This window comes from Paenibacillus hubeiensis (assembly GCF_032334105.1).
GTDB classification, from domain to species: domain Bacteria; phylum Bacillota; class Bacilli; order Paenibacillales; family Paenibacillaceae; genus Paenibacillus; species Paenibacillus hubeiensis.
The window spans coordinates 1-22,228 of sequence record NZ_JAVYAE020000018.1; the positions used below are offsets into that span (position 1 = coordinate 1).

The following is a 22,228-nucleotide window of genomic DNA, read 5'->3' on the forward strand; positions in this document are numbered from 1 at the left end:
TTTTATACAGTCATACAACATGTACCAAAAACCTTCGCATTACTCACTCGTTGTTCAGTTTTCAAAGATCAAACTTCGTTTTCGTTACTAAGTTGTTGTCCTTAGCAACTCTTATATCTTATCACATCCGAACCAACTTTGCAAGCACTTTTTTTAAGTTTCTTTTCTCGAAGCTTATTTGCTTTGCTTGCCGCACCATGTTTCTCGGTGTTTTCTTGGCCGGAATAAGAATATACCATAGACATTCAGCACTTGTAAATAGGTTTCTCAAAAAAACTTTTTTTTGCCGATGCTCCAGCTATAAAACTACAACACATAAATGCTCCGCCTCAGGCGATCATCGTTTCCATCCCCGTGAGCTTCATCGTATGTGGAACATCTAATAAAGAGGCCGCTAAACATTAGCAGCCCCTGGTACCCTCTATAATGATAACCTCAGTTAAAACTTTTCTTGCAGCAGCTTAATATCATCTTCCAGACTGCTGTCCATATCTACCCCAACCGATTTCAGCTTGTTTTCATAATATGCTTTGACATCATCCCATTTGTAGTACGGATAACTATTCGTTTCAATCGGGAAAGCAATTTCTTCTTCGTTGCGCAGCATCTTAACAAGATAATCTTTGCCGTTGGAATACAGGATCCACTGGATATTGGCACCCATCGGGGAGATGACGGAACCATCCCATTTTGTACTCACTTCCTTCGGATCATCTACGCTGACATTAGCGCCTTTAATGTCCAAGAATGAGGAAAGAGGAATGATGGTTTCTGCATGGGCAAACCGGAAGACTCCAGCTGTATTTCCTTCCATTAGAGACTGGTCTGTGGAATGAATCAATTCTTTAACTAAAGGCGCAACGATATTCTGTGGCAAATCAGTCGACGTTAGGGATGGTCCTTTTTCATAAAAGTCGTTGATATTGTCGATGCTACCGTACCACTTTAATTGGTTTGTAGTGAAATATTTGCCGAACTCAAAATTACCCTCCTCTTTTAAATTAGAAGAGATGATGTACAGTTCATATAGATTGGAGGCGGCATCTGTCGGGTTGCTCAGTTTAACCTTTCCTTTATCATCTTTCAGCTTAAACTCCCCGGCTTCCAACCTTTCATAAAAACTTGGTGAAATGAATTGTAAAAGAAGCTCCTTCGCATATCGCGTGCCTGTTTCCTGTGAGGCGTAGTCCTCAAACAGCTTTACCCATTCCCCATCTTCTGCATATTCGTTATATTTCGTCGCGATGTCGAATGGTCTTAAATACGGATCTTTCCCTTCTTCGAAGGTGGATGTACGAATGTCCAGGTTTTCGTCTCCCAGGCTTTTCTGAAGTCCCTCCAAGAAGTTGTCTCTACTCTGAGGCGTCCGATCCTTGAAGGTAGCTTGTGCAATGATTTTTTTATCCGGACTGAATATATCTTTAAAGTTTTGACCCAGTCTGGCTCCGATCCCCTCCAGCTCTTCTTCACCCAAGGCGGAAAGCAAACCGTAATGGTCTTTTTCCACTGCCATCAATTTTACGATCTCATTTTTCAATTCTCTTCCTTGCTCGGTGATCTGCCCATCCTTCTCAGCAATTTGGAGCAGTTCCAAGAGCGTTTTATCGTACTTGGAGGCAGATAAGTGCCTGGAGCCATGTCTTCCCACATAATTGACAAACACAGGCTTGTACCCTTCCGGAACTGATGTATACGTCGTTTCCTTAAAAGGATATGGCGTCTTGGTCCCACGGTACCCTTGCGTATCATTCACTTGCTGGCCCACTAACACCGAGCGGGTATTTTCGTCCCAGCCTACCTCCTTGCCTAACGCTTCCCCGATCGCTCTCGCGGGTACATAGGTTACCCCATTGTAGAGAAACGATTCTCCTTCCATCTTTTGTCCATTTATGATCACATTGACGGACTGCTCGGATACCTCGATCGTTCGTTTAAAGCCCGCACCATAAACATCAATTACCGCTACAGACGTTAACAAAGCAAGTGCTGCTGCTGAAATTCCGATTTTTTTTATGTTTTTCATGTAGTTGGCTTAGCCTGTCCCCTTTATGTTAGATTCCTTTTTCAGCTCACCAGATTATAAGGGAGAAATATCATTGCAATTTTAAACATTGTTAATTTTATGTAAATTCTAAAAAATATTGCTCGTTCGTTGAAGAAAAGAAAAAAGCGCCTGCAAATCAAGGCGCCTTGTGTGCTTCTTCATTTCTTTTATAAAAGTTCAAGCATCGTTTTGATTTTGGAGTTCAGCTTTAAAGTATTAAGGATCAGTTGCAACGCTTCCGCTCTTGAGGCTGTGCCCTTTGCATTGAGGTCCCCATTACCATTACCTTGAATAATGCCCGCTTGGGCTACCATTTGAATGGGATTGGAGCTATCAATCTTGTTTTGGGTTATCCCTTGGAAATCGACGATCTTGGATAGAATCACGGCCATTTCTTCTCGTGTAATAGCCTTGTTTGGTTTAAATGTACCATCGCCGTTTCCACTAATAATACCTGCTTGAGTAAACTGCACAATGGCGTCTTCCGCCCAATGACCTTTAATATCTTTTAGAGCAACCTGATTTGTTCCACCCACATCAAAAATGCGGGACAGTATCCCCACGAACTCTCCTCGGGACATGTCTTGATTAGGTCTAATCGTCTTGTCTTCATAACCTTTAATGATGTTCAATTTAGTGAAAATATCAATGGTTTGTTTGGCCCAATGATTTTTTATATCAACCGGCTTAAAAGCGTTGCCTTGACTTTTAAGAGCATCGTTAATTTTTGATTCCAGTACCTGAGTAGCACTGATGCCAGGCTTAAATACGTCTTTTCTAAAAGCGTTATCCGTTGTCGTTGGCGCAGGTAATGGAGTCGGTGTTGGCACTGGCGTCGGTGTTGGCACTGGCGTCGGTGTTGGCACTGGCGTCGGTGCTGGCTCTGGCGTCGGTGCTGGCTCTGGCGCCGGTGTTGGCTCTGGCGTTGGTGTTGGCTCTGGCGTCGGTGCTGGTACTGGCGTCGGTGTTGGCGCTGGCGTTGGTGTTGGCTCTGGCGTCGGTGCTGGCTCTGGCGCCGGTGTTGGCACTGGCGTTGGTGTTGGCTCTGGCGTCGGTGCTGGTACTGGCGTCGGTGTTGGCGCTGGCGTCGGTGTTGGCGCTGGCGTCGGTGCTGTGGATCCGCCTGTAAATACCAACTTGTAGTGTACAGGATTCAGCAATTCATCAGTAGCAGTGACACTGTGATCTTTAACGAAGAACGGATAAATGTTGTATACCCCACTAGTCATCATAATCCCATTATCGAGAACCTGTAATGCTTTTGCAGTATAAGTAACAATCATGGATTTGTCAGATGCACCCCTAGGTATGTCGAACGTGATTGTTTTGTTATCTTCATCTATAACTCCAACATGGTCATCAAGAGCAAACGAAGTAATTATTTTATCTCTATTTATATGTTTAACGTTAAGGATGAAGTCACGAGTTTCAAACACCCCATCCACATATACTCTTGCAGTCAATTTAACGACATGATCCGTATCGTCTAACGTCCGGTACACCCTACCATTGGAAGTAATTATCTCCGGGTCGCTTGATACCCATGATATGGACGATCCATATTTCCCTCCAATAGGCAACCGTACAACTGAACTTCTAACCCCATCGGCCGTGTCTCCATTATAATAACCGATCTGCAACTCATCCAAGGCTTCACGAAGCTTATCCTCTGGTGTGGGTTCTGCTTTAACAACGTTAAGAGTAAACACCTTCGTTACTGGAGCTTCACTTCCAGCTTGAAGTGTAGCCGTGAGCGTAACTTGTTTATCCCCACCAATGTATGGAGGACGTTTAACGTTACCATTGTTTGCAATAATCGTTGTGTCAGATGAAGACCAGGACAAAAATACATTCTCCATCTGAGTAGGTAAATCGATACTTGAGGTGACATTATCCTTAGTTTGACCACCGGTGAATGGTAGTTCTAATAAGTCCTTGGTTTCTTGTAACTTTTGGTATGTTGCCCACGTTACTGTGACAGGGAACGTATCGGAGACTTTCCCATCACGTGATGCGGTAATATTGGCGGTTCCCACCGTTACCCCCGTTACAATTCCTCCAGGAGACACAGTTGCAACAGCTTCGTTGTCGGAATTCCAAGTAGCGGTTGAACTGATATCTGTAATGGTGCCATTATTCATCGTGCCGCTCGCAGTCAGTTGTAACTCACGATTAGGCGAAAATACACCTGGTCCTGTAATGGTAATTGAATTAGCCTGTGGTTCAGCCGCAAAGGCGATGTTACCTGATCCATTAAAATTGTAGATGCTAGTCGGTGACAGTACCATAGGTGATAACAGAAGAACAGATAAAAGTAATGAAGCTTTTTTGGGCAATTTCAAGCAGATGACCTCCATAAGATGTTATAATGCCACGCTTCTGTTTAAAGCAAAGTTAGGTAGCATATATATATCGGTTGCCCTGCTTTTCTTTTGTAGATCAAGCGAATTTTTAAAAGTCAGCTCAAATCTAACCCTCATATAGCCCTCCGTTGCATCTTCCAAAATGGATAACTATCGCGAGATGCCCTCTTCAATCACTTTCTTGTTCCTTCAAGGGTATCCACGTAAAATCCTTTGCACCAACATTTCCGATTCCCATACCGATACTTTAGATGCACATGTCGATCAAATATCAATTAAGCTACTTTTTCCTTATAAGTTGCAATGCTTCCGCTCTTGAGGCTGCTGTTGGAACCGGCCCCCCAATGGAACGCAAAGACTCATCCACCTGAGGTGGGTCTATGCTTGGAATCGCTCTCATCGGCGGATTCATAATAAAATTCCAGCCGCCAGTTTTATTTTCCCAGTTTAATCGTCATTATGGTGTCTCTTCCTGCTGTTACGCCACTGCCCTCATGAACCTGAACGGCTTGAACCGCATCGATTCCGTCAGGAACAATTACGGGAGTAATGACCGGCAGACCCGCTTTACGGATCATATCCATATCAAATTCCATCATCAACTGGCCCTGCTTCACTTTATCCCCTGTTTGAACGGCCGGGGAGAATGCAGACCCTTTCAAAGAAACAGTGTCGATTCCCACATGAATAAGCACCTGCGCCCCGGACTCATGCTCCAGAATGATAGCATGCTTGGATTTAATAAGCTGCGCAATTTTTCCGTCAAACGGAGCATACATTTTACCTTCCACCGGTGCAATGGCCGCTCCCTCACCCATCATTTTGCCGGCAAAGGCTGGGTCAGGCACCTGTTCAAGGCCGACAACCTGTCCTGTAATAGGAGCCATTACAGCAAGCTCCTTGATTGTTTTATCCTTTTTGAAAAATGACAGCATCTGTATCTCCTCCTTGTAGTCGTCCGGGAAATAAAAAAAACCCAAAATTCAGTGCGGAAAGTTGTCCGTACCAAATTTTGGGTCTTGCCTGCTAAACAGTCACAATCCCGCATCATTAATTTATGCCACTATACTAATTAATTTCTGCCTGCCTGTCAATGATTGCAGATATAGTGCAACGAACTCAAAAAATTTTGAGGATGACTTCACGTAGAAGTATTGATACAATCAGAACCACAAAATTTTAAGTTTCAGAGCTGTGAAAGTGGATTGGAGAAATGATATGAAAATCAACCGTGTTTTAAACAACAATGCCGTTGTGGTGAAGGAAGGTGATGAAGAAAAGATCATCATGGGTCCGGGCATCGCGTTCCAAAAAGGCAAGAATGACTTGATCGACCCGGCTAAAATTGAGAAAACCTTTGTGCTGAAGGAAGAAAGCAAAAAATTTCAGCAGTTGTTAAGCTCTGTACCCGAATCCCATATCGCCATGGGAGAAAAAATTATCTCACACGCCGAACAGGTGTTGGGCATGAGTCTGAATAACCATATTCATATTGCGCTGACTGACCATCTGTCCTTCGCCATTGAACGTTCCAGGAATGGCATTCAGGTGAGGAACAAGCTGCTGAACGAGATCAGGCTGCTGTACGGTACGGAGTACAAAATCGGACTGTGGTCCTTGGAACAGATTAAAGACGCCTTTGGTATTGAATTCCCGGAGGATGAGGCCGCCTATATCGCCCTGCATATCCATACGGCCAAGATGGAAAACTCGCATATTGAAAAATCCATCAAGAAAACGATCATCATCCAGGAGACAGTCGGAATCATGCTGGAGGAACTGGGCGCGGATATTGATCAAGACAGCATCTCATACCATCGCCTACTCACTCACCTGGAATTGGCACTCAGCCGTTTTTATGACCAAAAGCCCTTTCACACCCTGGATAAGGACATGCTGAAAATGATCAAAAAAACGTACAAGCATGGCTTTAAAGCAGCCAAAAAGGCAGCTGAATATTTGCAGCAAAAGTATCGTATCGAGTTTCCGGAATCGGAAATGGCATACATCGCCCTGCATCTGCAGAGAATTCTTGAAGATGTATAAAATTTGTTGACGAATGAAAATAAACCGTTTACAATGGGCTCATTCAAACGTCAATCACATACAGGGGATTGTGACTGGTTATGCAGGCAAGACCTAGAATGCTTATAAGGTACAGGTATACCTTCGGCATTTTAGGTCTTTTTTTGTTGCCCAAAAGCATGGAATCAGAAACTAATCCCCAGAATGAAAAGAGGGGGATATTATGTTTAAAAATCTGTTCAGCCGGTTCCAGGTTTTTGGCAAGGCCATAATGCTACCTATCGCTGTTCTGCCAGCAGCCGGACTGCTGCTGGGTATCGGGGGAGCCTTCTCCAATCCGAACACGATCAGCAATTATCCGTTTCTGGATCAAGTGTGGCTGCAGGCGATTTTTGTCATCATGAGCTATGCCGGCCAAATCATTTTCAGCAACCTGCCGATCATCTTCGCTGTCGGCATTGCCGTAGGGCTGGCGAAAAGCGACAAAGGCGTTGCGGGGCTGGCAGCAGTGCTCTCTTATCTCGTCATGAACGCTTCCATGAACGCCCTGCTCGTCATTTCCGGGACATTGGCCAAAGAAAAGCTGGCCGACGTCGGGCAGGCGATGATTCTGGGGATTCAAACACTCCAAACCGGTGTGTTCGGCGGTGTCATTGTCGGCCTGTTAACTTATGTTCTGCACAAAAGATTCGGCAAGGTCAAGCTGCCGCAGTGGCTGGGATTTTTCAGCGGGTCAAGATTTGTGCCCATTATCACCTCTTTCTCCGCCGTATTGCTCGGTCTCCTGATGTTCTTCATTTGGCCGCCGATCCAATCGGGCATTGCCGGGCTTGGCGGTCTCGTGGACCGCACAGGTTATTTCGGAACATTTCTGTTCGGCTTTATTGTCAAGCTGCTCGGCCCCTTGGGGCTTCACCACATTTTTTACCTCCCATTCTGGCAGACAGCGCTTGGCGGCTCCATGATGGTTAACGGAACCCAGGTGCAGGGAGCGCAAAACATCTTCTTCGCCCAGCTGGCAGATCCGGCCACACAGCACTATTTTGTCGGCACTGCGCGCTTTATGAGCGGCAAATATCTGACCATGATGTTTGGCATGCTGGGTGCGGCACTGGCCATGTATCACTGCGCCAAACCGGAAAACAAGAAAAAAGTGTTCGGCCTGCTGCTTACCGGTGCGATCACATCCTTTTTGACAGGCATCACCGAACCTTTGGAGTTTGCATTTCTCTTTGTCGCTCCGATCCTGTTCGTAATCCATGCCGCATATTGGGGTCTTGCGTATATGGTTGCTCACATGCTGAACATTACCATTGGCATGACGTTCTCTGCGGGACTCATTGACTTTACGCTATTCGGTATTCTTCAGGGCGATGAAAAAACGAACTGGGTTCTCATTCCGATTGCGGGCATAGCTTTCTTCTTCCTGTACTACTTTACGTTCCGCATCCTCATTAAAAAGTTGGATTTAAAAACACCTGGGAGAGAAGATGCTGGAAACGCAGCGGATCAGGAAGAACCTACGAATGCGGGTGCTTCCACCGACAATCAGGCCGACCGCATCCTGGCCGCACTGGGCGGCAATAGCAACATCGAAGATCTGGACTGCTGTGCAACCCGCCTGCGCGTTACCGTACATCAAGAGGGACAGGTATCGGAAGAGCAGCTAAAACAAACCGGAGCCAGTGGAGTCATTATCCGCGGTAAAGGGGTACAGGTGATTTACGGCCCGCATGTGGCCGTGATCAAAACGGAAATTGAGGAATTAATGGGAGAATAAGAGATAAAGAAAAAAGGAGCTGGTTAAGATGAGTAAACCTAATATTGTTTTCATGATATCTCATGATACCGGTCGTTATCTCAGCTGTTACGGACATCAGGTCCCAACCCCGGAGCTGGACCGTCTCGCTGCGGAAGGGGTTAGATTTGACGAGTACTACTGCCCTGCCCCACAGTGCAGTCCCAGCAGAGGCAGCATTCTGACAGGCAAATATCCGCATAACAACGGCCTGATCGGCTTGGCTCATTTAAATTTTCATATCGGGGAAGATCAAACTACACTGCCGATGGCCATGAATGAGGCCGGGTATGACACAACGCTTATCGGCTTCAGCCATGAAACTATAGGTGAAGAGGAAAAAGGAACGTACAGCTCCACTTACAAGCTGGGTTATCAAAACTATCTGGGGATCGAGGGTTCCAGAGCTCCTCAGGTGGCCGAAACGGCCATTGAATTTTTACAGAAAAAAGCAATCGAACCGGAGGGACAGCCCTTTTTCGCCAATATCGGCTTTTGGGAGACTCACCGCTCCTTTGACGAGTACGACAATGTCAAGGACGATATCAGCCAGGTTCAGGTTCCTCCCTATCTTCCGGACACGGAAAATATCCGCAAGGATTTGGCACAGTTTCACGGTTCCGTTAAAGTGCTGGATGAAGCAGTGGGCCGCATAATGCGCACCTTAAAAGAGACAGGGCTAGAGGATAACACAATTGTCGTATACACCACAGACCACGGAATCGCATTCCCGCGTGCCAAAGGCACGATGAAGGATGCCGGACTGGAAACGGCGCTTATTATGTACAGCCCCAAGCTCATCGAAGGAGGCCGGGTCATTAATGAGCTGTTATGCAATATCGATATCATGCCGACCCTGCTGGAGCTGGCGGACGCCGGAATCCCTGCAGACATTGACGGCAGAAGCTTTGCTTCGTTGCTGCGAGAAGAAAAGAAACCTGTGCGTAACGATTTCTTCTGCGAGCTGACCTGGCACGATAAATACCATCCGATGCGCGGCATCCGAACAAGTCGTTATAAATATGTAAAAAACTTCGAGGACGGGCCGAAAATCTATATGCCTGTCGATATTCACCGCAGCATCTCGGGGCCGGATGTCCGTGAAGAGTTCTATGTCCCCAACGAGCCTGAGGAGCTGTATGATCTGGAGAAGGACCCGCTTGAATATACCAATTTGATCGACGACCCCGATTATGCTGAGATAGCCCGGGAACTTCGTACCAAAGTGGAACAATGGATGTCCTCTACTGACGACCCGCTGCTTCACGGTCCGGTTGAAGGCATCGAATCGGCAAAATGGGCGGAGGAAGCCCGTTACGGCAGAGCATATATTCCAGGAAACAAATAATAAGAAAAACGTCTATCGACTCGACGTACTTTCCAAGAAGACAGACCGTCTTTATTACGGAGGACTTCATGATCAATACTTAAGGATTTCCAATGCTTTTAATCCCTTCATTCCTGATAAATATTGATGAATAGCTTCTATCTTCAAGTCTAAATTAAATTTGGACAAAAAAACTGCACCTTCGATTGTTAGATGGTGTCTAAACAATTGGGGTGCAGTTCACGAATTAACCGGCTGTCTTCTTAAAATATCATTCTCAGGTCTGACGGTGCACCTGGTGCTCCGATAAACTTTTATTGATAAAGATCGTTTTAATGGTCTCGCCTTCTTTGACGACAAAGGTCGGCGTATACGGATAAACCTCCCCGTTGACGATCCACTGGTTTCGAACAATGCGTCTCTTTCTCTCTACAGGCAGGGGTTACTTGCTAAGTTTCGTAAATATTTTTTGCATAAGGCCCGGACCCGAAATTCGACTATTCTGGAAAGAGGCTATTTTCCACTCGCCGTTTTGTTTAACGGCGACATTCGTGTTAATGGAGTCTCTTTTCTTCGGCCCTGTCTTTTGCCATCTGAGTTTGACCGTACCCAATCCATGAAAAATGGCGAACTCCGGCGTAATGAAATGAATCTTCTTAATCTCGCCTTCCAAAGTCGATCCTCTCAGCACGCTGTTCCAAAGCTGCTGATGCGTATCGGCAATCGCTTTTCTCCCTTGCAGATGCTCCCCCTGAAACGTGACATAGTCGGCATCTTCCGTGAAACAGGCCCCATAGGCCTCTCCATCCCCTCTGTCCCAGGCCAGCTTCAGCTTCTCAAACAAATATTCGATCTCGCTTACACCCTGTACATTGCGATTTTCCATCATTATGCACGCACCTCATTGTTATTTTCCGCCGGTAACGCGGATTTCTTCACCATTGACAAAACTGTTCGCGGCGTCCCAGATAAAGGATCAGATTCGCGACGTCATCGGGGTGCCCGATCGTCCTGTCGGAAACGATCGCGCATATCATTGAGCATCTGTTGCGGCAACACGTGCGTTACCCATTCCGATCACGTCAGTTCAGGTATGCCCACGTTATAAAATATCCCGCTGCCAGCTCCACCGCCAACATGCGGCTGAAGCCGTGCAAAGCCGCTTTGGCTGTCAGGTTAGCGGACTTATTCAGCTTGTTGGCGTGAACCAGGCTGGTTGACACGTGAATCGGCCGTCCCCATTCCCCAATTGCTCCGTTCTTCGTCAAAAATAATTTGCGGTCATTTGGCATTGTGATATACTGACTTCATAAAATTCTTAATTGACTTATTTTCTTAATTCATTATATATCTTAATCAATTAAGATAATTTAATCTTATATTGGAGGTTTCGCTATGTCAAGAGGCAATTCCCTAGAGTTTCATGACCTATCTCCATCGCAACAGGCTTTGCTTTACGAATTGCGCCAAAACAGCGCGCGAGCCGTTATGCTTCACCAGCTCATTTCGGAAAAATTGGGGTTGAATGCGACCGATCACAAGTGTCTGGACTTTTTAAACCGTACTGGTGCCGTAACCGCCGGACAATTGGCCCAATTAACCGGTTTGACGACAGGCGCCGTGACCAATGTTATCGATCGGTTAGAGCAGGCCGGCTATGTCACCAGGGATAAAGATCCGAACGATCGTAGACGAGTGGTGGTCAAGCCTGCGGAAGGGCGTTCCGCCGAAATTTCCCCTCTGTTCCAATCGGTTATGCAGTCCACACTTCAGATCCTGTCGCGGTACGATGAGCAGCAAACGTCTCTGATCCTTGAATTCATCCGCCAGTGCAACGAAATGACGCTTGCTGAAATGGATAAATTGAAGAATCAGGAAGATTCCAACAGCAATTAATCGTAAAAAAGGCTAGTGCTCCAGAAGCACCAGCCAGAAAATAATAATCTCGAAAACAAAGCGGGCGTCGTTGGTTTAGAGAAATGAAGGAGCCCTCAGAAAGTTTTAAATGAATATATAAACAAACTATATTACTTCAAAAAGCATGGAACACCTGAATGGGCACCTAAATATGCAAAAACAATAGGTTTATCTTCAAAAAAACAAAAGGGCCGATATTTATCCATATCGGCCCTTTGGTTATTTATTTCCGCTCTACTTTATACCCTTTATCCTCCAGCAGCTTCACGATCCCGTGATCGCCCAGGTAGTGCGCTGCACCGACTACAATGAAATACTCTTCGCCTTTGCCGTTTTTCAGGTATCCGTCGATCTTGTCGGCCATGCCGATGTTCCGGTCAATCAGCATCGCTTTGTTGTACTCCTCGTCGTCAGAGAAGCTGTTCGTCAGCTCCAGCAGCTGCTCGTCGTTGCCCGTTTTCCACATTTCAGCCATTTGATCCACGCTGTCATCCAGCACGTCGAAATTGTCCAATGTTGCTTTCAGCGTTTTTTCTTGCAGCTCTTTCGAGAAGTTATTGAACATGCCCAGTTGGGATTCATACGACTCCAGTTCGATAACCGGAAGTTTGCGCTCGATCGCTTTCTGAATGAAGTACAGGTCTACTCCAGCGGAAGCTTCATAACCGGCTTTCATGGATTTCAGGCTTGAACAGAAGTGCATTCTCTGTCTCAAGCTCTGAGTTTAGGAAGGTGCATTGCTGTTAAATGACTAATATCGTGCAAAAAACTTACTTTAAAAGACAGTGAAGGGCGTAGCTACGGTTGATTGCCGAGATAGAAGCATATTATTCGTTAAGGGATATCTCGGTATTCTGAGTTCCTGAATATACATATTTGACTTTTTTCTTACCATCTACAATCCATGTTATTAGAAATTCAGGATTAGTATACTTACTTTGCTTAAGAGAGACATCCGCTAGATCCTTAGTTAATTGGAATGTATAACTGTTATTTGTCGAAGAAACATCATGATATTCAACCGTATTGTCTGAGTATAAAACCATAATCTTCAGGTCAGTAATTTTTTTTAGGTTAATCATATCAAAAGTTACGGTTGCATTATATAGTTTACTATCTTTATCATAGCTTTGAACGACTTCACTTTTATTTACAACGCCATCAAACCGCGACACTACATTAAAACCTACTAATATTAATAATAGTATAATGATAGTTATCCCTACTATTCTCTTCAACAAGGTATCTACACCTCCTAATTTTTTTTATTTTCCAACAACAGGCCGTAGTAAGTTAATTGTAGAGTGGACACATTTTTTTCTGAACTATAGAGTGAATATCCATGATCGTTTCTATAGCTTGATAGGTTGAAATTTTCCTCTGTGATGTTAAATTCGCCTAGTATAAACTCGGCGTAATAATTCCCTATTATATCTGGTTCCTGTGAGTTCATGTTAAACGCATATCCATCTTTTTTCTTAAATTTATTCATAATTTCTTTAAATAAAGTAGTATCTCCTTCATTTTCAAGAGAATAAGCTAAGATATATCCTGCCATAGTTCTAATGTCTGTATTTACTTCTCCTAACTTATTCGTCTTCAAAATAATATCTTTGTTTATTTGAGAGAGGACATCATCTATAACCAGATCATTAATCTTATACACTTCATATAAATCAACAAGCAACTGCGCTTCTTGTTCCACAGGAAGCGCCATAATCTCTTCTAAATAATCATGAAGCTCAATTTTTAAACTATCATTAATCAGGCTATACTCCTCTAATGCATAATAAATCGCCAAAAGCGAGGGCAGTTTACTAAGTCCCATAAATTCTCTGTTACTTTCCTGAAGATATAAATTTGAAATTGATCGCATTTCTTCTAAAGAATTCTGAGAAGATATAATCGAAGAAATAACAATGCCATACTGTGTATCCTTAAGATTAGGATCACGTAGTAATGGTCTATTCCATAACAGATCATCTGAACTCATTTGAAGGAGAAAATCGGTGAATTTATCTCGGTTAGAAGACAAAAGGTCTTTAGGAAGAATGTAAAGCACCTCATATGTCAATGAACCATCGGGATACTGGTTATAATTTATTTGCTGTTCCAATAATCGTTCAAACCGGTCAGTAACATCAGAAGGTATATCGAAATTGACATTCAAGTAGTTTGCTATCACAAGATAAAGATATAGCTCATCTATATTTGCGTTAGTTTTAAAATTCCACTTTGTTAACTTTTCAGTGTAATGTTTAACCAATCTCGCGTATACTTCTTTCTCAATTTTTCCCGCACCATTAGATTCGAATAGGATCATTGCGTAAGAGATCAATTTATTTTGTGGATCTTCAAGATTAATTTCCCCATCTATTTTTTTTGAAAGATAATTATAATTCAGAACAAATGGTTGAGATAGTTGTTTTTGCAACCGTATAGATATTAAGGTCGAGTCCACCGAATCAAATGGTCCTTCATCTGAAAGAAAGAACCCATTCTCATCAGTATTCTCTTCAATATAACTCATTATATCCTTCTTCAAATTTTCGGGGATGTTTAATTCTAGTTCATTGTAAATCACAGAAATGGTCCAATATTTATAAAGTTGAAGCGACTTATCGCTGTCTGTGTCATATTCTAATCTTAGCAATTTCTCAAGATTCCCTTTTTGATTTTTATTAAGATTTGATTTATATCCCAAGAGTTCCAATGCTTTAAGATTCCAAGCTGAATTGCTTAGATCAATTCTATTTTCTTCTTTAACCTTGTATAATTTTGAAATATCATTATATCCTCCAACTGTATCAATTCGTGTATAAGATTCCTTTAAGACATCGCTAGTTTGATTAAGCCATGAAATGGTATCGAGAGGAGTTTCGTTCTGTTTTATAAATTCTTCATTTTTTGCCTTTTCATTGTTACAACCGGATATAGTTAATACACAAACTAATAATAAAATTAATTTTCGCATACAATTAATCCCCTTAAGAAATAAAAGCTAGTGGAGGCACTCACCCACTAGCTTTTATTTTGTAAATTAATAATCAAAAGTATGGTAATTCCCGCTACCCTGTGGAGCTGCTGTCATAGATGAAGCAGCAGAAGCGTAAGCAAATACACCCGCACCCCAATCGCTTCCAGATATTGATGCAATTGTGTTGTTATACACCCAATTACTCTCATGGGTATACTCTTTATATGTAGGAGGCCATGATGTAGTTAACCCATACAACCCCATTGTTGTGCTAACCTTAGCACTCGAAAATCCAGGTCGCGCCCATCCTACTGTAGAGTAATCCCAAGAGGAATAGGTTGCATAGTTACTCCAATTGGTACTAGCTTGAATAATAATTCCCTGGAAACCATATTCGTTAATATACGTTTTTGACCCACCTTGGATTTCCCCGCTCATGATAGTGATTCCTCCATCAGAAGCTCCGGGTCTTTGAATCTCGCCACTTTGAATCGGCTCAGCGCCTTCTAAACCAAGTTCAGCTAATCTTTCTTGATCTTTTTCAAGCCGCTCTGCATGATTCTGAGCTTGTATTTCTTTAATAGCCGCCAGTGCCTCTTGAAATGATACATCCTCTTTAGCAGCAACATATTGCCCAGTGGATGTCTCTTTAAGTACATCCTCCCAGTTATTTACCCCACTAGAAGCAAACGCACTAGAAAAAGGGACAGCCATAGCTAAAACCATAAGGCTAGAAATAATTTTCTTTTTCATGAAATTTCCTCCAAATTTTTAAATTAATTACAATTAATATTATGTATCAATCCTCTTATAAAGTAAAGGGATTTATTTACAATCCGTAATTTAGTTTTGATTTTTCTCCTAAAATCACAAATTCACCAAATGATACGCCCTATTATTTTAAAGCCCTTCTTAAGGAAAAACGCATAAAATAATTTCAACACTCTTATTCCCTATTGAGTTAAATAAAAGAAATATTTATGTATTTTTTGCTATAATACTAAAAAGTTATGTGATTCATGTGTAGTATGGGAGGAAAATTTGTGAGAAATTCTGTTATGTTAGTTGAGGACGAAGAGTCTATTCGCGAGCTTGTTAGCGACTATTTTACAAAATCTTCATGGGAAGTTGTGGAGGCGTCCAATGGCCAAGATGCATTAGCTATCTTTAACTCTCGTCCAATAAGTCTAGTAATACTCGATCTAATGATTCCCCGCATGAACGGTTGGGATGTATGCAAACAAATTCGAACCGTATCTACTGTCCCTATTATCATTCTTACAGCGAAATTTGAAGAAGAGAATAAACTGCTGGGTTTTGAATTGGGTGCAGATGATTACGTTACCAAACCATTCAGTCCAAAAGTACTAGTCGCGCGTGCTGAGGCACTAATGAAGCGTGTGAAACAAACTGGCGACCAGGAGGATCACCTGTTTCGCTTTGGTAAAACTATCGTCAATGACACTAAGCAATCTGTCGAGGTGAATGGACAACTCATTGATTTGTCCTATAAGGAATACGACATATTACTTCATTTACTGAGAAATAAAAACCTGCCTATGAGTCGCGAGCACTTACTAAACCTAGTATGGGGCATCGATTATTTCGGGGATCCTCGGGTTGTCGACACACATATTAAAAACCTACGAAAAAAATTGGGATCTGATGCTCGGTATATACATACAGTTTTTCGCATTGGTTACAAATATGAGGATACCCCATGAAACCAAAGGGCATTGTGTTCAAGTTATTTGTCAGCAATTTGGTTTTTTATATTGTCTTTTTTGCTGCTGTCATCTTTAGTCACTTTTGGTTTTTCGAAAATTTCTATCAGAATGAACGCGCTTTGGATCTTCAAAAGAAACTTTCTAGTTTCGCTTCTAATTACAACCAACAAAAACTTAACTCGGAAGATTTATCTTCCACTATGGGTGACTTTATTACACAAAACCATGTACAACTAGTAATTGTAGATAAACAAGGAGAGATTCGTTATGATAATCCTTTCAAGATTTGGATAGAGACAGATTTTGGCGAGATTATTGCGATTTCTACTTCCTTCTTCTCGGATTTGCCTAAACTTGCGCAGTACGGCTTACAAACCGGTGACCAGGTAACTATTCAAGGGGAGTACTACGATGAACAAAACAGAAAATTATTCTCACCATATATCATTGCAAAAGAAAATTCACTTTCAATTGGCATACTCCCTAACAACGTGAATGAAAAAAAATTAGAGCATATTCAAGGCACTATCGTCTCTATATTCTTACCCAAACCCGGGCAATGGAATAACAGAGAGGGGATCATGGCCGCCGCGTTGAAAGAATGGTTCCCTCTTCCGAAGGAATATTGGAAACAAGTGACCCAAGGCGAAGCATTTCATACGGAGTGGGAAGAAACTATAAGTGGTGTTCACAATCTCGTATTTGTCCAACCACTGGTAGTCAACGGCTATACCGAAGGGTATTTGTTCGCATTGACACCGTTAACACAGCTCGGAGAAGCCTTTAATGCACTTGAACTGTACTATGCTTTTTTTAGCATCACAGGCGGATTACTGTTAATTGTGGTTCTGTCCCTTCTATTTTCCAAATTGGTTTCTAGCCCACTTCTCAAGTTAAATCGAATCGCAGCACAAATGGCGAAACTTGATTTCACGGTAGTATCTCCAATCAAAAGCAACGATGAGCTCGGCAGCTTATCAACTAGCCTTGTCAGCCTATCATCAAATCTGGAACGCACCTTGAGTGAGCTACGGATGGCGAATGACAAGCTTGTTCAGGAAATGGAATACAAAAGTAAAATGGAAGCTATCCAAAAACGTTTCGTTTCAGATGCCTCCCACGAGTTGAAAACTCCGATTAGCGTGGTAAAAGGTTACGCAGAAGGTCTGCTTGATCAAATTGCCGAGAATAAAAGAGAGCGGTATGCTCGAATAATATTACGGGAAGCGAATCGCATGGAAAAACTCGTGATGGACATGCTGGATCTAACACAGCTTGAAGCCTGTGTCGTCCCATTAAAGCCTGTCACTTTCTTGCTTCATGATCTGATTGTCGAGACTACTATCAATGTAGAACAACTCATAAAAGCTAACGCGTTATATGTCCATATTAAAGGTGACAAGAGTATCCTTGTATCAGCCGATCCTGAAAAAATAGAACAAGTACTCCTTAATTATTTTAGCAATGCAATTTGTTATGCCCCTGTCGGGAGTACCATCCACATAAATTATGAAACACATACAAGCGAACAAACGGTGTATATCTCAATCACAAACTCTGGTCCCCCAATTCCCGAAAGTGAAATTTCACTAATTTGGGAACGATTTTACCGTGAGGAGAATGCTCGAAGTCGAACCTCCGGTGGAACAGGCTTAGGACTTTCAATTGTTAAAGAGATTATGCAACTACATCACCAAAAGTGTGGAGCCAAGAATACGTCAGATGGCGTGACATTTTATTTTACGTTATCCCTTGCAAGTAACACGGATGGGATTAAATAGTTAAGTAGTCTTTAATTAATGTCATTAATTCAGTAGGGATTCGGGGGAGTAATTATAGATTGCTCAAACATATCTAGGTAGAATTGAACACGAGGTTCAACACAACAATGGAGACTCTAGCTAAAATAACAGTAGGCCATATAACTTCTAGAAGATAAAAAGATGTTTCATAGGATAAAATACAGAGTAAAATCGATGTAACCCTTTTATCCACTATGCACTAAGGAAGCAATACAACGAATAAAAGATGCGCTTGTATTTAAAGATGTGTAGGCTTGCTTACACTATAAACTAGAAAAATGGACCCTTCTGAATCTTACTTTCGATTTCAGAAGGGTCCATTTTATGTTTAGAATTATTTTATCCTTATATTTAGGTCGTCTATGAAAGCCACACACAATATGTCGCTAGAAGTTCCATGGACTTTGTTAAAAGAAGAAGGAAGTGAAGCTAGGTGTCATGCAGATATATTATTTCATAGCATAAGTTTACTTAAAAAACGTCCCCTCATATAAGGGTATATTTCCCCTTGCAGCAACTAGTGAATGATTTAATTAATACTATGCCCGAAGCAATCAACTTTATGCATTACATTTTCCGTATCAAGTAAAAATTGAAACAAGTTAAGGAACTCCAAAACCATTTTTTGATTATGCGAAGTCCTCTGATAAGCTCAATACTCTTTCACATACATCACACTTCACTTACCACAAGGCCAATTCCAGTTGGATAAATGTGTATGCAAATTTAGCTTGATTGACATCACAAGTATGCCAATCAGTAATTTTGGTTAACATTTCTTCTGTAATTTAAATTTCATGCGCCACCTCAAATTGTCCATTAGCTGCCCCTGTTAAAAGTTCATTAACGATAGCAGATTCCTTTTAGAATAATTTTAGTTATTTTTTTCTTGACTGCATAATATAGATGATAATCGTTAAAAAGAAGCCCAGAACGGATAAGTTCGCCGGCATTTTGGAATAATCCCCAGCATTATGCCTGATTAAATACCGTATATTCATTACCTCAGATTTCACGTAGGACTTTTAGTAATTTAACGACACAAAAAAAAAAATTTATTCCTAACCGATTTTTTTGATAACAAAAAGGAGCAGTTGATACTGCTCCGTAGACTAGTTTGGGAAGGATGGTTAGAAATTATCGGATAAACTCAATACTCATTCACATACATCACACTTTATTTCGACCACGTAACTGCGAATTTAGCACCGGTTACATCAGCAGATCTACAACAATCCCATTTATTGATTTTTTACATCATGTCATCTGTGATTTCAAATATCATTTAACTCTCCCCCGTCCACGCACTCTCATCATTAAGTAAAAAACTATTAATACATGATCCGCTCAATACTTAGATAGCATCCTCAATTCCATTAATATATCCTGAGTGAATTTTGCAAGAACTCGATCACTTGACTCTAATTCAGAACCTGGCACTATTCCAAGTACTAATCTTGTTACCTCTGATTCATTTTGAAACAAATCAGGAAATGAGATAAGCAAGTTTTTTATCTGCTCATCATTATAAATTTTCGATTTAATTAATAAATCTGCTGCATAATCCTTATGATCATTGTAAAGCTCGGCTAATTTAAACGTATTACAATTATTCTCAATTTTCCTCCAAATTGGATCTCCCTTATCAATTATAGGATTGTCTCTAAATCCTATTGAAAACCCTTTTACGTTCCCTTCAAAGATACCCACATAGTCAATATCAGTTCCCTCATCAAATTTAATAGTAAATGTTCTGTATTGGTCAAATCCATCCTCGTACGGATGAAGATGCGAATCTAAAGTAAATGCCCTCGTTCCTTTTAAGTTAGCATTACAAACATAACAAGAGGGAATTAAATTGAAAAACGAAATAGCTAAGTATGGGTAAGTAGCCTTATCAAAAAAATGGTCTAATTGAGGACGTGTTCTTCCATCACTCGATTGATATGTTGTAGTAAACTGGCGATTGCAATACGGGCATACTGATACCTTTAACCTTGTAGTTAGAGTATATGCTCCCCATTCCGTCATGTCGTATTGTTTGATAAAGTTATCATAGTTAAATACACGCTTTAACGCATTTTTAAATTGGGATTCTTTCGTTTTTTCTTTCATTTGAAGATGCTCTTTAGGAAAGTTTCTGCTTATATATTTAATGGTTTCTGCTAGTTGTGAAGGGCGACCTGAAACTACTTCTCTACTCTTTAAGTATAGGTAGTTTAACAATTCTTTTTGCGTTGCATCCCAGCGGTCTTCTTTCATGTATTTCCCCAGAATATCTTTATACCCTTTTTTGACAAAAAAATCGTCATGTAGGGAACTAGCCCACTCTTCTAATTGGGGATTCCTAATTCTTATCATAATTACTTTCCTCTTAGCTCTTTTATTTGGGATTCCAACGAAGCTACTCGTTCCTCAAGAGACATTCCATTTACAATTAGTTTTTCCTGAAGTAACTGGGTCATTTTATTTCTGATCAAGGGTTCTCCAATGATTGAGATTAATGCTTCAATTTCATTTCTCCGAAGAATAATCTCCGATGCACTTTTATTGACTAATATATCAATGACTTGATTGATCCTATCTTTGGCGAATTTACCCATTAACCCATCTTGCATGAAAAAGGAATGTGACAAAAGCGTGTTTATATTGGCAGCAAAAGTTTGGTGCTGATCTTCTAATTCACTTAAACTAATACTTCGATCATCTATTTTTTTCAAGAAAATCACATTTGTTTTAGGTAAATCTGATGCTATAAACGGTGAATTTGATGTCATTATAATTTGAATATTTTTATTTCTATAAAAGCTAGGTACAATATCTACCAAATAACTAATTAATTGCTTTTGCCATTGAGGATGGAAGTATATCTCTCCCTCATCAATAAATAAAATTACATCATTATTCCTTTGTTGATTGATAAACTCCCTTGTGCTATACAATCTCGAAAATAAACTTAGCAAGGCTAATTCACCAGAACTCAAGCTCCTCCATTTAAATTTCAAATAATGATCGAACCTAACTGAATCATAATAAGAAACGAGTATATTCGAAAGCAATTCACTTTCTACTGGAACTTCAATACTACTAAGAGTATTGTTTTGCTTAGGATGATCTACTTCCAACTTCATAATGTAGTCTAATAGACGAATACTCCCCTGCAAAACCTTTAAAAATGAACTGTTTTGTTGGACCCTAACTTTCAGAATGTTTTGGAGCGTTTTTAATGAACTTAAAACATCAACCTCGGCAGATATGGGAATAGACTGAACGACCTCTTCAACTATAGGTAAATGGTTCATAGCGTTATGTTTATATAATCTATTTTCGACTAATAAATGTTCTAAAATTCTCCTTATAAAGGATGATTTTTTATCTTTTTTTTCATCAACCAACTTGATCAACCCAGAAATGAATTCCGCAAAGACATTGTTTTCCCCAAATTCTATTAAAGGGAAGTTAATAGGATTAAGGATTATTGTAATTTTTTTAGGTAATTTAAATTGAATTATGTTTCTAGGAATACTCTTATTATTAATAAAGCGAATTTGCTGCTCTGTCTCATAGAAATGATAATCATCGATACTAGGTGTATCATCTTGCTCATTATCGAAACAATTTTTCAATAGTTTATTAGTGGACACATTTATAGTTGCGTATGATTCGGGCATAACTTTTGAATCAAAGATATTCGAAAAATATATCTTGGGGATACTAGGGATTCCCCCTAATTTCAATTGTTTGAACTCAATATTTATTGGTCTAGAGCATTCCACGATAGGATCCTTTTCAAATGAGTGATAAATTTGAAGAGATGCCCTTTTACTTTTTTTAAGAGTATAAAAAACCATAATCAGTCCTGAATTTAACCTAGTAATCTCCGTCTTATTATCCAAAATCAGCATAAGGTGTTCAATGAGGCTAGACTTCCCTGTACCATTTTCACCAATAATAGCTGTGATATTATTAATATCTGAAGTTATTGTATCCGCTCTCTGCGGTGCAGAAAAAAAACCATCGATAAAGAATGGTGAATTTTTAATAACTAGTTTTTCTGATTCATAATGCATACGAAAAGGACCACCGAAATTAAATTCTTCTGAGCGGAACATGTCATTGAAATTTTCTGTCCATAAATATAATAGTTGCACTAAATTACTTCCTTTCAAGTATTCGTCTTACTCCATTTTAATGTAATGCGGCGCAATAAAGAAATCCGAATGAAACAGAGCCCTTTCAGAAAAAGGG

16 protein-coding genes and 2 pseudogenes are annotated in these 22,228 nt (G+C 41.0%); 6 read left to right on the plus strand and 12 right to left on the minus strand.

Going from position 1 to position 22,228, the window contains the following annotated elements:
- Positions 1–439 precede the first annotated feature (439 nt).
- The 4 genes and pseudogenes from RSX24_RS28310 to RSX24_RS28325 form a co-directional block, all read right to left on the minus strand.
- Positions 440–2,023 carry a histidine-type phosphatase gene (locus tag RSX24_RS28310; RefSeq protein ID WP_343262444.1) on the minus strand — a complete coding sequence of 528 codons (1,584 nt, stop codon included), beginning with the start codon at positions 2,021–2,023 and terminating at the stop codon, positions 440–442.
- A gap of 188 nt (positions 2,024–2,211) precedes the next feature.
- Positions 2,212–4,386, minus strand: coding sequence for an immunoglobulin-like domain-containing protein (locus tag RSX24_RS28315; protein WP_343262445.1), 2,175 nt, complete (start codon positions 4,384–4,386; stop codon positions 2,212–2,214).
- A 180-nt stretch (positions 4,387–4,566) separates the two neighbouring features.
- A pseudogene (locus RSX24_RS28320) lies at positions 4,567–4,682 on the minus strand (IS200/IS605 family transposase); the annotation flags it as partial.
- 159 nt (positions 4,683–4,841) lie between these two features.
- On the minus strand, positions 4,842–5,342 hold the full coding sequence (locus tag RSX24_RS28325) for a PTS sugar transporter subunit IIA (protein WP_236417439.1): 501 nt from the start codon (positions 5,340–5,342) through the stop codon (positions 4,842–4,844).
- A 283-nt stretch (positions 5,343–5,625) separates the two neighbouring features.
- Between RSX24_RS28325 and RSX24_RS28330 the strand changes: the two genes are divergently transcribed.
- The 3 genes from RSX24_RS28330 to RSX24_RS28340 all read left to right on the plus strand — a co-directional run bounded on the left by RSX24_RS28330 (position 5,626) and on the right by RSX24_RS28340 (position 9,578).
- Entirely contained in the window at positions 5,626–6,453 is an 828-nt protein-coding gene (locus RSX24_RS28330) for a PRD domain-containing protein (protein WP_236417440.1), read from the plus strand.
- A gap of 202 nt (positions 6,454–6,655) precedes the next feature.
- Entirely contained in the window at positions 6,656–8,212 is a 1,557-nt protein-coding gene (locus RSX24_RS28335) for a PTS transporter subunit EIIC (RefSeq protein WP_343262446.1), read from the plus strand.
- Between the two features lie 28 nt (positions 8,213–8,240).
- The gene (locus RSX24_RS28340) at positions 8,241–9,578 is read left to right on the plus strand and encodes a sulfatase family protein (RefSeq protein ID WP_343262447.1); all 1,338 of its coding nucleotides are present in this window, start codon (positions 8,241–8,243) and stop codon (positions 9,576–9,578) included.
- A 421-nt stretch (positions 9,579–9,999) separates the two neighbouring features.
- Here the strand turns inward: RSX24_RS28340 and RSX24_RS28345 are convergent, their stop codons facing one another.
- Both RSX24_RS28345 and RSX24_RS28350 read right to left on the minus strand, forming a co-directional pair.
- Positions 10,000–10,446: an SgcJ/EcaC family oxidoreductase gene (locus tag RSX24_RS28345; RefSeq protein ID WP_343262448.1), complete on the minus strand. Its 447-nt coding sequence runs from the start codon at positions 10,444–10,446 to the stop codon at positions 10,000–10,002.
- Between the two features lie 193 nt (positions 10,447–10,639).
- On the minus strand, positions 10,640–10,780 hold the full coding sequence (locus RSX24_RS28350; RefSeq protein ID WP_343262449.1) for a hypothetical protein: 141 nt from the start codon (positions 10,778–10,780) through the stop codon (positions 10,640–10,642).
- 172 nt (positions 10,781–10,952) lie between these two features.
- Here RSX24_RS28350 and RSX24_RS28355 point away from each other — a divergent pair, with 172 nt between their 5' ends.
- On the plus strand, positions 10,953–11,453 hold the full coding sequence (locus tag RSX24_RS28355) for a MarR family winged helix-turn-helix transcriptional regulator (RefSeq protein WP_339275924.1): 501 nt from the start codon (positions 10,953–10,955) through the stop codon (positions 11,451–11,453).
- A gap of 244 nt (positions 11,454–11,697) precedes the next feature.
- Here RSX24_RS28355 and RSX24_RS28360 read toward each other — a convergent pair.
- The 4 genes and pseudogenes from RSX24_RS28360 to RSX24_RS28375 form a co-directional block, all read right to left on the minus strand.
- Positions 11,698–12,165, minus strand: a pseudogene (locus tag RSX24_RS28360) (TraB/GumN family protein); the annotation flags it as partial.
- A gap of 136 nt (positions 12,166–12,301) precedes the next feature.
- Positions 12,302–12,715, minus strand: a complete 414-nt coding sequence (locus tag RSX24_RS28365) for a hypothetical protein (protein WP_343262450.1) — start codon at positions 12,713–12,715, stop codon at positions 12,302–12,304.
- 14 nt (positions 12,716–12,729) lie between these two features.
- Positions 12,730–14,448, minus strand: a complete 1,719-nt coding sequence (locus tag RSX24_RS28370) for a hypothetical protein (protein WP_343262451.1) — start codon at positions 14,446–14,448, stop codon at positions 12,730–12,732.
- Positions 14,449–14,514: 66 nt separating this feature from the next.
- A complete protein-coding gene (locus tag RSX24_RS28375) occupies positions 14,515–15,204 on the minus strand; it encodes a hypothetical protein (RefSeq protein ID WP_343262452.1) in 690 nt (229 codons plus the stop codon).
- Between the two features lie 290 nt (positions 15,205–15,494).
- Between RSX24_RS28375 and RSX24_RS28380 the strand changes: the two genes are divergently transcribed.
- Positions 15,495–16,175 carry a response regulator transcription factor gene (locus tag RSX24_RS28380; RefSeq protein WP_343262453.1) on the plus strand — a complete coding sequence of 227 codons (681 nt, stop codon included), beginning with the start codon at positions 15,495–15,497 and terminating at the stop codon, positions 16,173–16,175.
- Positions 16,172–17,959: a sensor histidine kinase gene (locus RSX24_RS28385; protein ID WP_343262454.1), complete on the plus strand. Its 1,788-nt coding sequence runs from the start codon at positions 16,172–16,174 to the stop codon at positions 17,957–17,959. Before RSX24_RS28380 ends, RSX24_RS28385 begins: the two co-directional genes overlap by 4 nt.
- Positions 17,960–19,327: 1,368 nt before the next feature.
- On the opposite strand, the gene RSX24_RS28390 is transcribed toward RSX24_RS28385, so the two are convergent.
- Positions 19,328–20,341 (minus strand): hypothetical protein, encoded by a 1,014-nt coding sequence (locus RSX24_RS28390; protein ID WP_343262455.1) that lies wholly within the window; start codon positions 20,339–20,341, stop codon positions 19,328–19,330.
- Between the two features lie 2 nt (positions 20,342–20,343).
- Positions 20,344–22,149: an AAA family ATPase gene (locus RSX24_RS28395; RefSeq protein ID WP_343262456.1), complete on the minus strand. Its 1,806-nt coding sequence runs from the start codon at positions 22,147–22,149 to the stop codon at positions 20,344–20,346.
- Positions 22,150–22,228 lie beyond the last annotated feature (79 nt).

Bases quoted from the DNA above. Each gene is read 5' to 3' on its own strand.
- RSX24_RS28370 (WP_343262451.1), bottom strand. From the start codon at position 14,448: ATGCGAAAATTAATTTTATTATTAGTTTGTGTATTAACTATATCCGGT.
- RSX24_RS28375 (WP_343262452.1), bottom strand. From the start codon at position 15,204: ATGAAAAAGAAAATTATTTCTAGCCTTATGGTTTTAGCTATGGCTGTC.
- RSX24_RS28345 (WP_343262448.1), bottom strand. From the start codon at position 10,446: ATGATGGAAAATCGCAATGTACAGGGTGTAAGCGAGATCGAATATTTG.
- RSX24_RS28355 (WP_339275924.1), top strand. From the start codon at position 10,953: ATGTCAAGAGGCAATTCCCTAGAGTTTCATGACCTATCTCCATCGCAA.
- RSX24_RS28385 (WP_343262454.1), top strand. From the start codon at position 16,172: ATGAAACCAAAGGGCATTGTGTTCAAGTTATTTGTCAGCAATTTGGTT.
- RSX24_RS28330 (WP_236417440.1), top strand. From the start codon at position 5,626: ATGAAAATCAACCGTGTTTTAAACAACAATGCCGTTGTGGTGAAGGAA.
- RSX24_RS28310 (WP_343262444.1), bottom strand. From the start codon at position 2,023: ATGAAAAACATAAAAAAAATCGGAATTTCAGCAGCAGCACTTGCTTTG.
- RSX24_RS28390 (WP_343262455.1), bottom strand. From the start codon at position 20,341: ATGATAAGAATTAGGAATCCCCAATTAGAAGAGTGGGCTAGTTCCCTA.
- RSX24_RS28335 (WP_343262446.1), top strand. From the start codon at position 6,656: ATGTTTAAAAATCTGTTCAGCCGGTTCCAGGTTTTTGGCAAGGCCATA.
- RSX24_RS28325 (WP_236417439.1), bottom strand. From the start codon at position 5,342: ATGCTGTCATTTTTCAAAAAGGATAAAACAATCAAGGAGCTTGCTGTA.
- RSX24_RS28340 (WP_343262447.1), top strand. From the start codon at position 8,241: ATGAGTAAACCTAATATTGTTTTCATGATATCTCATGATACCGGTCGT.